We start from the raw sequence: 12,128 nt of genomic DNA, 5'->3' as shown, positions 1-12,128 counted from the left end.
AGGTTATGTTGCCAAGGCTAATTGTTAACCGCATTAGCAACAGTAGTGGCATTTACAACTTGGTTCACACTTCCCTGAATAACCACGGTGGCTGATATTTTATCCTGAATGGCTTGTCTGTTTGGATCCCAATAAACCTGTAAAAAGCCTAGTAACCCCGTCGCAAAACCTGCTCCGTAACCGCCGTACCGGCCAAAGCAATCAAGCATGCAAAGTGGCTCACCGCTTAGCGAAACCACGCGAATATTACACACTTTTTTACCTGGAGTTTGCCCGCGCCAAAGTAACGAGAACAAGGTAAAGTAAACAGCTTAAGAGTTCTGCGCCAAAACGACGACATTTTAGGAAGGTACTGTTGTGCTGTGCCTTTATAAAAAGCCATCGCAGCAACAAAGGCAATTAACGTTGCGCTAAGCTTTGCAGCCATAAATATTAAAATGACATCAATGATCATTGCCATTGCGCGTTTAATAGGTGGAGCCAAAGGAATGCCTAATAGCGCTTGGTCAACTTTAAAGGCATACGGGGTTATTACATTTCTGGTTTCTGAGCCAGACAGCGCTAATTGCTCTATTTCGTTGGCTTTCATTTTTATACTAGTTAATAAAATACGTAAATCGTTCAAGTTACGCGCTTTTCATTTTCAGAACAAGCTAAAGCTATTGATTACTATGCATAAAAAGCATTTTGAGTTTATTTAGCTTTACTTATTACCATAGCGGTTCGCTGTGTTCTTTTTAATTCATGAAATTTTATTGTTATTAAATGGGTCTTATTTTATACGTGTTAAATCTGAAGTTACTTTTTATAAAATTCGCGTGTTTTTAACGTGTAACAAAGCGCGTGTTTAATACCCGGTAGATAGAAGGCGTGTATTAAATGATGCAATCCTAAAACCTTGTATTCACGTAAATAATGTAATCTCGGTACTCTCGCGCGTAGTCGACGTAAACTGCTTTTCAGTTTTTAATATCTAAGCGCGCTCAATAATTATGGTGTAAGTATGTCTAAACCGTTTAAACCATCTGTAAAGCTAACCGACAATCATGTTACCAATGAAAGTGTTTATATAAACCGACGGTCATTGCTTAAATCTCTTGGGTTTGTCGGCGCGTCAACGCTACTTGCACAATCTGCAAGTGCGGCTGACTGGTTTTGGGAAGATGAGAAAGAGAAAGCAACCTTTCAAAGTAAGCCGCTGGATTTTACCAAACCTAGTCAGTATCAAATTAATGAGACTCGAACCCCAGAAAAGAAAGTCAGGTCATACAATAATTTTTACGAGTTTGGCACATCTAAAGATGCCCCAGCAGAAAACGCCAGTGAATTTAAAACCGACCCATGGACATTGAAAATAGATGGTTTAGTTAAAAAGCCACTAGTACTCGACCATGACTCACTGACAAAGCGCTTTCCACTTCAAGAGCGCATTTATCGTTTGCGCTGTGTAGAAGCGTGGTCGATGGTGGTGCCTTGGATAGGGTTTGAATTAGCAGCACTTATCAAACAAGCCGATCCATTAATGTCAGCAAAGTACGTGGCGTTTGAGACTCTGTATGATCCAGAACAAATGCCAGGGCAAAGTAATCGATTTTTGGGTGGCGGTATTGAGTACCCCTATGTTGAGGGCTTACGCTTAGATGAGGCTATGCATCCATTAACGCTGATGTCGGTTGGCTTGTACGGGAAAACCCTGCCCCCACAAAATGGAGCCCCAATTCGATTGGTTGTGCCTTGGAAGTATGGGTTTAAAAGTATTAAGTCTGTGGTGCGTATCCGTTTGACAGATAAACAACCTCCAACAACATGGAATCGACTTGCCTCAAATGAATACGGTTTTTATGCCAACGTGAATCCTAAAGTCTCTCACCCTCGTTGGAGTCAGGCGAGCGAACGTCGAATTACCTCTGGTGGTCTTTTATCTCGAAATAGAATAGAAACACAGATGTTCAATGGGTATTCAGAAGTGGCTCCTCTTTATTCTGACATGAATTTGGCAAAGTTTTACTAAGATGGCACCGAGAAAGGCTCCCCTGCGACTGTCTCCATGGCTCAGACGTTCAATCAAATCAGTTATTCACGTAGTAGCTCTCGGTTACTTAGTGTGGCTGTTCTACGCTGGAATTACCGATACGTTAGGGCCGGACCCAGTGGATACACTCTTAAACGAAACGGGCATCTGGGCAATTCATCTTTTATTCATTACCCTATTGCTCAGCCCATTGGCTAAGCAAATGCGCAGCCCTGCTCCCATCCAGTTCAGAAGAATGCTTGGTGTGTATGTGTTCGTCTACGCATTGGCTCATTTAAGTACCTACGTTTTGTTTGAACTTCAGCTTGATATGGCGCTAGTGCTAAGTGAACTCATTAGTCGCCCTTACATTGTGGTTGGCATGGTGGCGTTATTGCTACTATTAGCTCTTACCGCAACCTCTTTTAAGGTACTACAAAGAAAAATGGGGAAGCGTTGGCAGCAGCTCCACAATGCAATTTATCTCATATTACCACTGACTCTTTTGCACTTCAGCTGGTCACAAAAAACCTTTTGGCAAGAACCCATATGGTATTGGTTAGCGGGAATCACCGTCTTAGCTCCGAGAGCAAAACAGTGGCTAATAACATATAAGAAGAAAAGAAGTCGAAAGCAGGCAAAAAAATCTGCGGCTAAAGCAAATAGTCCTCAATATCCTTAAACATTTACTTTCAGCATGCGCTGCAACAATAGCGCACTGAACAATTTATGACAGAATGAATAGCAGCAGTGAATAGCGAGCAGTTTTAGCCATAGTAACAACACAAAGGAAAAACCAAAAATTACTGCGAAGCACTCCTGCTACTAGCGTGATTGGGTCGCCAATAACTGGCACCCAACACAAAAACAGGCTCCACTTCCCCCAACGGGTAAAAAAGTGAGAGGCGCGAAGAAACGTTTTTTCGCTAATTCTTAAAAGTTTTGTTGCAACCACCCTACCGTATTTAAAGCCCAGTACGTAGTTCACCAGGGCACCAAGAATATTTCCACTAGACGCCACCAACAGTAAACCCCAACCAGAGAGACCATTGCTATACAGTGCTGTGATAACTATTTCTGAACTAAAGGGCAATATTGTGGCTGCCAAAAATGCACTGACAAACATTCCCGCATAACCAAGATTAACAAAGAAGTTCATTATGCTCTCTTTTTATAATTGCCTTACCCTCATTGACCTATCACTTTGTCTTAAACTCACTGCCTTAACCTTACTGCCAAATGTATGTGAGGTTATCAATAAACGTGCAGCCCACTTTCATAAAAGCCCGTGGCTACTTTAAAAGTACACACAAGAAATAACGGGTATTTCCTGTCTCTAGTCTCTTTGTTTGTAATGACGCCTGTACTGAAGCCTGTACTGATACCTGTACTAATATTTGTACTAAAACCTGCAGCTGCGAATAGTGCCAGATTCAAATTTTACGACGTAATAAAAATTCCTTTTATTTAAAAGCACTTAGATAGAATTCTCGCAGTTGTTCGAAAAAAACACAATCTACCGCTTGCAAAAGAGACTCATCACAACTACTGTATACGCATACACACTGTACACTTAAACAGTTAAAATGGTTTTATAAAAATAAGGTATGTCCTATGAGTAATTCACCAGTTTGTCGATTCAATGCACTTCGTAGCGCTGTATCAAATACCGCGGTTGAAAATGTAGTTCAACTTCCATTACCCATTGAAGGTTACCCCGGTGAAGGAAAAGGAAGCTTTGAAGAAAGAAACGACAAGGGGTGGAGTTATCTTCTCTCTGACTCAGTAGCGTTTTCTAAAGACGTTGTAAATGCTATTCGCATTCAAAAGCCTGAGAAAGAGAAAGTACCAGAGTGGATAAGTAAGCTCATTACTGGCGGCCAATGTAAAACGCTGTATGTTGAAAATATAGATTTAGACTTACAACCCACAGACAGCGACATGATCCGCAAGCTCTGTGAACTTTACTCTGTGAGTTTAGTTAACGTAAAAGTAGACAATACTCAGCAGAGCAAAAATGTTGCGGTTGGCCCTTGGTGATATAAAGAGGAAACACAGAAGAAGTACAGAGAAGAAATGGAAAGAAAGTAGAGAGGAATCAGGCAATATAGCGGTCTCATTTGGCTACGCTATCAATATGCACTCTCGCAGTGCTACCTCGCAATTCACTCTGGTAATGCGATACACTATACCGTCATGAAATCCTAAGTGTAGATGAGTGTTATGCGTTGCTATTGTTGTTCTTCCGCTTCTTTTGAACGTTGTTGTGAGCCATTTTTAAATGGTACCGAATCGCCGAAAAGTGCAGATCAACTCATGCGTTCTCGGTTTTCAGCATATGCGACAAACCAATACGATTACGTACTGAATACCTACACCCGTGAAAAACAAGAAGGCTTAACCATAGAAAGCCTTAAACAAAGTGCTGATGGCGCCTTGTGGTTTGCTCTTCAGATAACTCCCCCATCCGTTCAAGAAGCAACACTGGATACCGTCGAATTTACTGCATTTTATTTTGAAAATAAAAGCCTATTCCAGCTACATGAAACATCTAACTTCCTTATTGAGGATAACCAATGGCGTTATCACGATGGTACGCTTCACGATGACTGTGGAAAAATAAAATACGGTAGGAATTTGCCATGTCTTTGTGGCAGCAATAAGAAGTTTAAACAGTGCTGTGCAACAAAGTTGCGGTAGTGAGTGTCGCCTTAGAATGGGTATGTGTAAGTGCGCAAAGTGTAGGCCTGTGATATGCATCACAGGCAAATAAGTATAAGCAACGAACAGCTACTGAGCCTCTATACTTTAAAGAACTTGATGCTCAACGGGTAATGCCACAGCTCTCCCCCATTGGCTTTTAACGCTGCAATAATTGCAAAAATTAAGTTTAGTATGCCCAGAATCATTAACCCGAACGCACCAATAAATATCAACAGCAGAATTCCGCAGATTATTGAATAGATAACTAAGCTTATTAACCAGTTAGCCGTTACTTTACCGTGTTTATCTATGTCTTCATTTTGGTCTTTGTGGGCTATCCACAGAACAATAGGCAAAATAAGCCCCAGCCCAGGTATAACGATACTCGCTAGTTGGCTTACATGTATGAGCGTGCAGTATGTTCGTGCGGTAAGCCCCCAATACATTTTTTCTTCCGTTGTCATTACTACTCCCTTAACTATATTTTTAGAATGAGGTGTACATTGAATTTAGTTTTTCAACAGTTCATGGTTATTGAATGTCGTTTATAGTATCGCTGTTAAATTCGATACATCGTGAAAGCTTTGGCGCATTCCTACGGTGTAATTGTTAGCAGCAATGGAATTATTAGTACCACTAATTTACCTCATTGGGTAGTCAACATACTGGTTGTTAGACACATTTTTTACGTTAACCCAACAAACAATGGCCTACTCTATCTTTTGGTCACTACTCGTTACTCACTACTCACTACTCACTACTCACTACTCAGTATTCAGTCTGTCCAAACACTATTACGCCCTCGTCCTCTGTCAGCGAAAGTGACGTGCGGGTTGCATAATCAGCCAACCACTTCTCAGTAAGGTGTTTGTACTGGCTTGATTGTTTAAAAACAGTTGACGCTTCAATAAGTTTTTCTACAAGTTCAGGGGTAGTCCCCTTTTTTGATACCGCTAAATACGTTGTTGCTTTTTGGTAGGTAAAAAGTTTAGTGATGCTATTGCACTTATCACCTAAATCATCACAAACAATGTCCATTCCGCCATCGGAAAAAAACAGATAGTCTGCACGACCGCTTTCAAGAGCTAACACAGCACTCTTCCAGCTGTCTTTAGGTACAGCCCGATAACCTGCCTTTTTAACAATATCTTGTCTAAAGTCTCCCTTAAGCACGGCAATTCGGCTACTTTTTGGCAAGTTCTCTAGTGAAGAAATGTCGGTATTACTTCCACGTTTGGAAAATACAGAATAAGCGTTTTGAGTTATGGGAGTGATCCAATGAAATAAATCCTCTCGTTCTGCGGTTCTCACTAATGAAAATACGAGAACATCTTGTTTCATTGCACTTTCAATTAAAATACGCTGCCAGGGTGCACTTAAAATATCGGTTTTGATACCTGCTTCAACGAGTATGCTCTGAACCAAATCAACGGCGTATCCGGTAAGCTCTCCTCGCTTGTTTCGCTCACTAAATAATAGCTCCTCATTGGTAATAACCCAAGGCTTTGGCTGGCTATTGTCATCTACCAGGGTTTTGCCGAGAACGATGACGCCCTCTATTTCAGATACATTGGGAGAATAGTCTTCTAATACTGGCAGCCATCGACGTTTAATTTCTGAATATTCTGGACGCTTTAAAAGTCGACTCACTTCTTTTACTAAATCGGTGGCGTACTTTCTATTTTTATCTGTCTTTGGCATCGCCACGTAGCTGTACAACACGTTATGGGAATATTGTCTGCTGACGGTGGAGCAATCCAATTCGTTTTTCTGACAAAAAATGGCCATACCAAGATCAGAGAAAAATATGGCGTCTACTCTGTCTCTTAGTACAGCATCTACCGCTTGATTCCAGGTATTGAACTGGTGCAAAAAAAACTGAGGGTATTCACTCCCTAACTCAACGCGATAATCTCCCCGCATTACTGCAACAGAAATAGTTTTGTTTTGCGCCGTCAGTAAATCAAGGTCTATGGCCTTTTTGCCATACAACCCTACTACGTTTGCAGTTAATGGTGCTATCCAAAAATATTTGTCTTCTCGTTCTGCAGTTCGACCTATACCAGTCGCTAACATGAGTTCGCCGGTATCTAGCTCTTTAATTAATCGCGCGAAAGGCAATGGCCTAACATCAGCTTGAATACCCGCTAAATCAAGTAATGCTGTAGCAAAGTCCACCGAATAGCCTTTAACACTTCCATCGCTTTGAAATTCGCTAAATACGGGCGTATTTGCCGAAAGAACTTTCATGGTTTCAACAGCACTTACGTGCTGCATTTGAAAACAAAAAAAGGAGACAAGAGCAAGAAGTATCAACTTAACTTTGAGCACATTAAATTCTCGTTAGCATGTGTATGCTAAGTGTACAACAAACACCATTAATTGTGTCATTTACGTAAATTGAATTATCAACGTAAAGCAAATTATAAAATGGGAGCATTTACTTTTACGCATATAAAACCGGTATATTATCGCTATGCACCGCAGTTACGTGCGACTTATCGACATAACTGATCGTTTTTGATTGTGTGGACTACTAATTAGCTCATACATCAAGGAGGTATATCTATGGCGAAAGTACTCGTAATTGGCGCATCTGGTGAAATTGGTAAGCAAGCGACAGGAAAACTGTTAGAGCTTGGTCATCATGTTATTGCACCAGTCAGAAGCCCAGAAAAATTGTCTGATATTGATAACAGCAACCTAAGCGTTATTGAGCAAGATTTAGAAAAAGACTTTTCTTCGCATTTCGAAGGCGTGGACGTTGTGGTATTTACCGCAGGTTCAGGTGGCAATACAGGTGCAGACAAAACGATTATGATTGACTTGTGGGCTGCTCAAAAAGCTGTCGACTACACTAAGCGCGCGAAAGTTCCTAAGTTTATTATGGTGAGCTCTATCGGCGCAGGTGATCCAGACTCAATACAGGGCGAAATGAGACCTTATTTAGTTGCCAAACACGTGGCGGATGAATACTTAATAAATAGCGGTGTGAATCACATTATTTTACGTCCGGGAACATTACTCAATGAGCCTGGCACTCACCTAGTGAGAACTGACATGCCAGACAACCAAGATGAAGCAGTGATCCCAAGAGAAGACGTGGCTACTGCTATCGTGGAAAGCGTCGGCCGTACAAGTGAAGATAACTTAATCACCTACTTGTTTAAAGGCGACGAGCCAATTTCTAAAGTATTTGATTAAACACCTGATAGTCTATCTGCTGAGCCGCCTGTGATTCTGTATGGCGGCTCGACTTCCTATTCATCTTCTCTCATTCACTCTCACTTAGTCCCAGCCCTAAGCTTCAACCGTGAGCCTTAACAGTAAAACGCATTAAGGAATGACCGACTGGCTCACCCAGTTATCATTTTCATCCTTTTCGTGCCATTCCCTATGCTGTGGATTACCACGTAAATTAAGGTAGTCCACGTTTTCAATGTTAAGGGATAGTACACAAAAATGTGCGGGAACGATTGAATAATCCCCTTCGACGTTCAATGCAGACTCATCTGGTCTAGGCGTTCCGGGCCGGCCCCACAGAAACTGTTTTTTACCGGCATCAGAAAGCTTTTCCCACTGCGCTTCCACCAAACCAGGCTGTTCAATCTTAGTTACCATTGAAGCTATACAGTTAAAACGATACTGCTCACGAGTTTTAGCAAAGTACCACGACACGTGACATCGGTTGTTTTCACTCAGCTGTTGATACTTATCTGTACGTGTATCTGAAATAACTAACAACTGGTTGTAATCGGTTAGTCCGCGATGAACAACCGTTCTACAAAAAGGCACTCCCTCGCGATTAGCTGTGGCTATTTGGAAATATCGGCTTTCAGGTATGCTTCGCGTTTTATGTAAACTTTTCACTAAGCTTTGGCGCCATGATGGCATAGTCAGTCCTTACGCAGCGCTCTTCTTCGCTAATGCGAAAAGAGTATAAAAATTTTCAGTAGTAATACGTGCCAATTCCTTCACCGATATACCTTTAAGGTCAGCAATAAACTCAGCAACCTCAACAACATATCCAGGCTGGTTTTGCTTTCCTCTGTGTGGCACGGGCGCTAACCAAGGTGAATCAGTTTCAATTAACAAACGCTCTAAAGGGATTTCCTTCACCACCTCGCGTAATTCATCTGCTGAATTGAACGTAACGATCCCTGAAATAGAAATATAAAAGTCCATCTCTATTGCAGCTTGAGCCATTTCCAAAGATTCAGTAAAGCAGTGCAACACCCCTTTAGTACTCGGCTCTTTATGCTCTTTCAGTAAATTAATTGTATCTTCACGGGCGTCTCGAGTGTGAATGATAAGTGGCTTATTAGTGACGTTCGCCACTTTTATGTGATCGATGAACGAAGTTAACTGAACATCTTTACTTTCGGGGCTATAAAAATAATCAAGGCCCGTCTCGCCAACGGCCACTACGTCACTCTGCTGTGCTTTTTCTAGCAATTCATCGTAAGTGCATGCTTCATCTTGGTGAAGAGGATGTACGCCACAGGACACGGAGACATCATCAAATCCAACAACAGCCTCTCGCATGCTGTCAAAATCGGCAACCGAAACGCAAACACATAAAAAGTGCTCAACGCCACGAGTTCGCGCAAAATTAAGGGTTTCAGCCAAGGCCTCTGGGCCCTGCTTTAATCTGTCTAAATGACAATGAGAATCTACAAACAAGTTACACCTTTACTCATATTAGTCGTTATTCGTTGGCCACTATTTATCGCTGAAATAACTTTAAAAGCCCAAATAGTACCATCGACCTATTCACCCCAGGATGTTGCAATGTTTTCACTACATCTACGCACTGTGCGTAACGGGAATAATCTGACGGCTGTTGGCTAGCCATATAATCACCATGGGCTTTTTGCATGCACCACTGAGACGCTAGCACCGCATTATCTTGCCATTTTTTTGCCAAGCGATGTGCTTGCCTATCGGCATCGCCCGCGAGCAATGCCTGAAAATCATCATTAAACGTGCGAAAGCTAAATTCTTCCTCACCTTTTAAAGCCGCTTCAGCGCGTAACGGCGCGTTACCATACGCTGCTAATAGTGCTTCACTGGCATCTTCTACGCCACATTCACGCAGGTAGTTCAAACTTAACGCTAGACTGGGTAACGGTAGCGCGTGTTTTTCACATCGGCTTAATATGGTAGGCATTAACTTTGTTATGCTACTGGTAATAAGCACAAGGTAAGTATTCGCTGTTGGCTCTTCCAACGTTTTTAGCAGCGCGTTGGCCGCGGCTTCTGTCATCGTATCGGCATTGGGTATAAGCAGCACTTTGTTACCACTCATTTGAGCCGTACCACTGAGTTTAGCAATGCCTTCGCGAATTTTATCAACACCTAGCTGCTTTTCACTTTCTAAAATATACAGATCGGGATGATTACCCGCTACACGCAGCAAGCATGATGAACATGTTTCACACGCGCCCTGCTGTGTAGGTGTTTTGCATAGAAGTGCGTTGCCTAACTCTTGAGCCAATCTGTATTTACCGATACCACTTGCACCACTTAGCAATAAAGCGTGATGAAGCTTGTTCGCTAAGTATCGGGAAGTAAATGAATGAAAGACATCATTAAACCAGGGATACATGGGTTATACACCTGCCACATATTGATTAATTAAGGTATCGACGGCATTGTGAACGTTTTTTATTGGCTGCATAGCATCGACAACTTGAATAGTGTCATCATTATTAGCAAGCGCTAGGTAGCGCTCTCGAGTACGCTCGAAAAATGCGATCCCCGATTGTTCAATCCTATCAAGCTCTCCCCTTCCGCGGGCGCGCTCTAGACCAATAGCAGGCTCAACATCTAGGTAAATGGTCAAATCGGGCTTAAACCCTTTAAGTGCTATCTGACTTATTGCACTCATCGTATCGGGCGATACGCCTCTGCCACCACCTTGATATGCTTGTGATGACAAGTCGTGCCTATCCCCAACCACCCAAACGCCGCTCTCTAACGCTGGATAAATGCGATTTGTTAAAAGCTGAACTCTGGCTGCATACATCAACAAAAGCTCTGTTTCTTCAGAAACCTGCTCATCCCAGTCGTGTTTTACACAATCACGAATAGCTTCTGCCATGGGTGTGCCGCCAGGCTCCCTTGTTTGCTCAACGGATTTACCTGCGTGCTTTAAGGCATCCACAATGAGTCCAATGACCGAACTTTTGCCCGCGCCCTCGAGGCCTTCAACGACTATAAACTTTCCATTCATGGTTTCAAAAACATCTCTTTAATTGATTGCTATTCGACGAATAAGTACTGCTATTGTGCGGCCTCTACTAAGTTATTTTTTGCTATTACCTAAACTTAGCGCCGCAATTGGTACTGTCGTACGGCTGCATTGTGTTCACTTAACGTATTTGAGAATTGATGACTTCCATCGCCTTTAGCGACGAAATAAAGTGCATCCGTCGTTCTCGGGTTTAACGCCGCGCGGATAGCCGCTTTGCCCGCCATTGCTATAGGTGTCGGCGGAAGGCCTTTTATGACATAGGTGTTATAAGGCGTTGGCGTCCGTAAATGCTTGCGCGTTATATTACCATCAAATGAAAGTCCTATACCGTAGATTACCGTTGGATCTGTTTGTAGGCGCATGTTCTTGTGTAGTCGATTTACAAAGACACCGGCTATCAGATCCCGCTCTTCTGGTACAGCCGTTTCTTTTTCAATAATGCTGGCCAAAATAAGTGCATCGTAGGGCGTTGCTAGCGGCAAATCCAAATCACGCGTTTCCCATTCAGACGTAAGAAAATCAACAAGGGCGATATGTGCCCGAGTCAGTATTTCGCTGGCTTTAGTGCCTTTAGTAAAAAAGTAGGTATCAGCAAGATAGAGCCCTTCAGTATTATCCAGCTTTTTGCTCTCACTTACCCCTAATTTAGCTAACATATTGGTTTGCGATAAAAGAATGGACGTCATATCCGGCTCTAAAGCCAAAGCCTCTGATGATGAACTTGCAATCCCCGATAACGAAGACGCACTGTCGGTGGCTGCTTGCTGGCCCAAATCAAATTCAATTTCGCCAATGCCCTTTAGTGTGTTGTGCCATTGAGCCAACGTTAACCCTTCAACCAGACTCACAGAAAAAAAGTACTCATCACCTTGTGTAAATACAGTGAAAATATCGGCCAGCGACTGCCCGGGAAGCAACATGTAAGTGCCCGATTTGATATCTGTACTAACGGCAAAGAACTTAAGCCACACTTTGGCAACAATAGGGCTAATGTCAGTCACTTCTTTATTGCGAAGCTGCTTTATGGTTCTGTACGCGCTGCTCCCTTTTTCGATAGAAAACAGCGTATTCTGCTTTAACTCAAGAGGCGTGGTAACCGTGTTAGAGATGTAATAAGCGCCTGCTGCAGCGCAGAGCGAGGCAAATACCATCAAAAAA

At 42.4% G+C, this 12,128-nt stretch carries 13 protein-coding genes and 1 pseudogene; 5 read left to right on the top strand and 9 right to left on the bottom strand.

Annotated features, from left to right (window positions below):
• Positions 1 to 17 precede the first annotated feature (17 nt).
• Positions 18 to 589: pseudogene (locus V7R39_RS05370) on the bottom strand (RDD family protein).
• Between the two features lie 414 nt (positions 590 to 1,003).
• Here V7R39_RS05370 and msrP point away from each other — a divergent pair.
• Together msrP and V7R39_RS05360 are read left to right on the top strand one after the other, a co-directional pair.
• Entirely contained in the window at positions 1,004 to 2,011 is a 1,008-nt protein-coding gene (gene msrP, locus V7R39_RS05365) for a protein-methionine-sulfoxide reductase catalytic subunit MsrP (RefSeq protein ID WP_334028967.1), read from the top strand.
• 1 nt (position 2,012) lies between these two features.
• Positions 2,013 to 2,693, top strand: a complete 681-nt coding sequence (locus tag V7R39_RS05360; RefSeq protein WP_334028964.1) for a sulfite oxidase heme-binding subunit YedZ — start codon at positions 2,013 to 2,015, stop codon at positions 2,691 to 2,693.
• Positions 2,694 to 2,738: 45 nt separating this feature from the next.
• On the opposite strand, the gene V7R39_RS05355 is transcribed toward V7R39_RS05360, so the two are convergent.
• Positions 2,739 to 3,170 carry a YqaA family protein gene (locus V7R39_RS05355; RefSeq protein ID WP_334028962.1) on the bottom strand — a complete coding sequence of 144 codons (432 nt, stop codon included), beginning with the start codon at positions 3,168 to 3,170 and terminating at the stop codon, positions 2,739 to 2,741.
• Positions 3,171 to 3,625: 455 nt separating this feature from the next.
• Here V7R39_RS05355 and V7R39_RS05350 point away from each other — a divergent pair, with 455 nt between their 5' ends.
• Together V7R39_RS05350 and V7R39_RS05345 are read left to right on the top strand one after the other, a co-directional pair.
• Positions 3,626 to 4,051, top strand: coding sequence for a deoxyguanosinetriphosphate triphosphohydrolase (locus V7R39_RS05350; RefSeq protein WP_334028960.1), 426 nt, complete (start codon positions 3,626 to 3,628; stop codon positions 4,049 to 4,051).
• Positions 4,052 to 4,327: 276 nt separating this feature from the next.
• On the top strand, positions 4,328 to 4,711 hold the full coding sequence (locus tag V7R39_RS05345; RefSeq protein ID WP_334028957.1) for a YchJ family protein: 384 nt from the start codon (positions 4,328 to 4,330) through the stop codon (positions 4,709 to 4,711).
• A gap of 101 nt (positions 4,712 to 4,812) precedes the next feature.
• On the opposite strand, the gene V7R39_RS05340 is transcribed toward V7R39_RS05345, so the two are convergent.
• Complete coding sequence (locus V7R39_RS05340; RefSeq protein ID WP_334028955.1) at positions 4,813 to 5,178, bottom strand: DUF4870 domain-containing protein; 366 nt, start codon at positions 5,176 to 5,178, stop codon at positions 4,813 to 4,815.
• A gap of 304 nt (positions 5,179 to 5,482) precedes the next feature.
• On the bottom strand, positions 5,483 to 6,964 hold the full coding sequence (locus V7R39_RS05335; RefSeq protein WP_334028953.1) for a substrate-binding periplasmic protein: 1,482 nt from the start codon (positions 6,962 to 6,964) through the stop codon (positions 5,483 to 5,485).
• A gap of 318 nt (positions 6,965 to 7,282) precedes the next feature.
• On the opposite strand from V7R39_RS05335, the gene V7R39_RS05330 reads away from it, so the two are divergent.
• On the top strand, positions 7,283 to 7,918 hold the full coding sequence (locus tag V7R39_RS05330) for an SDR family oxidoreductase (protein ID WP_334028950.1): 636 nt from the start codon (positions 7,283 to 7,285) through the stop codon (positions 7,916 to 7,918).
• Between the two features lie 132 nt (positions 7,919 to 8,050).
• Here V7R39_RS05330 and V7R39_RS05325 read toward each other — a convergent pair whose 3' ends face one another.
• The 5 genes from V7R39_RS05325 to mltG all read right to left on the bottom strand — a co-directional run bounded on the left by V7R39_RS05325 (position 8,051) and on the right by mltG (position 12,121).
• Entirely contained in the window at positions 8,051 to 8,608 is a 558-nt protein-coding gene (locus tag V7R39_RS05325; protein WP_334028946.1) for a pyridoxamine 5'-phosphate oxidase family protein, read from the bottom strand.
• A gap of 9 nt (positions 8,609 to 8,617) precedes the next feature.
• Entirely contained in the window at positions 8,618 to 9,397 is a 780-nt protein-coding gene (locus V7R39_RS05320; RefSeq protein WP_287010878.1) for a TatD family hydrolase, read from the bottom strand.
• A 43-nt stretch (positions 9,398 to 9,440) separates the two neighbouring features.
• Positions 9,441 to 10,322 carry a DNA polymerase III subunit gene (locus V7R39_RS05315; RefSeq protein WP_334028942.1) on the bottom strand — a complete coding sequence of 294 codons (882 nt, stop codon included), beginning with the start codon at positions 10,320 to 10,322 and terminating at the stop codon, positions 9,441 to 9,443.
• A 3-nt stretch (positions 10,323 to 10,325) separates the two neighbouring features.
• Positions 10,326 to 10,949, bottom strand: a complete 624-nt coding sequence (gene tmk, locus V7R39_RS05310; protein WP_334028939.1) for a dTMP kinase — start codon at positions 10,947 to 10,949, stop codon at positions 10,326 to 10,328.
• A gap of 95 nt (positions 10,950 to 11,044) precedes the next feature.
• A complete protein-coding gene (gene mltG, locus V7R39_RS05305; RefSeq protein ID WP_438823515.1) occupies positions 11,045 to 12,121 on the bottom strand; it encodes an endolytic transglycosylase MltG in 1,077 nt (358 codons plus the stop codon).
• Between the last annotated feature and the right edge of the window lie 7 nt (positions 12,122 to 12,128).

The organism is Alteromonas sp. P256 (assembly GCF_036864455.1).
Lineage (GTDB): Bacteria > Pseudomonadota > Gammaproteobacteria > Enterobacterales > Alteromonadaceae > Alteromonas.
The sequence above is the reverse complement of the archived record's forward strand: the minus strand, read 5'-3'. Positions and strand labels throughout refer to the sequence as shown.

Coding starts and splice junctions, on each gene's coding strand:
- V7R39_RS05325 (WP_334028946.1), bottom strand. CDS start 8,608: ATGCCATCATGGCGCCAAAGCTTAGTGAAAAGTTTACATAAAACGCGA.
- V7R39_RS05360 (WP_334028964.1), top strand. CDS start 2,013: ATGGCACCGAGAAAGGCTCCCCTGCGACTGTCTCCATGGCTCAGACGT.
- V7R39_RS05350 (WP_334028960.1), top strand. CDS start 3,626: ATGAGTAATTCACCAGTTTGTCGATTCAATGCACTTCGTAGCGCTGTA.
- tmk (WP_334028939.1), bottom strand. CDS start 10,949: ATGAATGGAAAGTTTATAGTCGTTGAAGGCCTCGAGGGCGCGGGCAAA.
- V7R39_RS05335 (WP_334028953.1), bottom strand. CDS start 6,964: ATGAAAGTTCTTTCGGCAAATACGCCCGTATTTAGCGAATTTCAAAGC.
- mltG (WP_438823515.1), bottom strand. CDS start 12,121: ATGGTATTTGCCTCGCTCTGCGCTGCAGCAGGCGCTTATTACATCTCT.
- V7R39_RS05340 (WP_334028955.1), bottom strand. CDS start 5,178: ATGACAACGGAAGAAAAAATGTATTGGGGGCTTACCGCACGAACATAC.
- V7R39_RS05330 (WP_334028950.1), top strand. CDS start 7,283: ATGGCGAAAGTACTCGTAATTGGCGCATCTGGTGAAATTGGTAAGCAA.
- V7R39_RS05355 (WP_334028962.1), bottom strand. CDS start 3,170: ATGAACTTCTTTGTTAATCTTGGTTATGCGGGAATGTTTGTCAGTGCA.
- V7R39_RS05315 (WP_334028942.1), bottom strand. CDS start 10,322: ATGTATCCCTGGTTTAATGATGTCTTTCATTCATTTACTTCCCGATAC.
- msrP (WP_334028967.1), top strand. CDS start 1,004: ATGTCTAAACCGTTTAAACCATCTGTAAAGCTAACCGACAATCATGTT.
- V7R39_RS05345 (WP_334028957.1), top strand. CDS start 4,328: ATGCGTTCTCGGTTTTCAGCATATGCGACAAACCAATACGATTACGTA.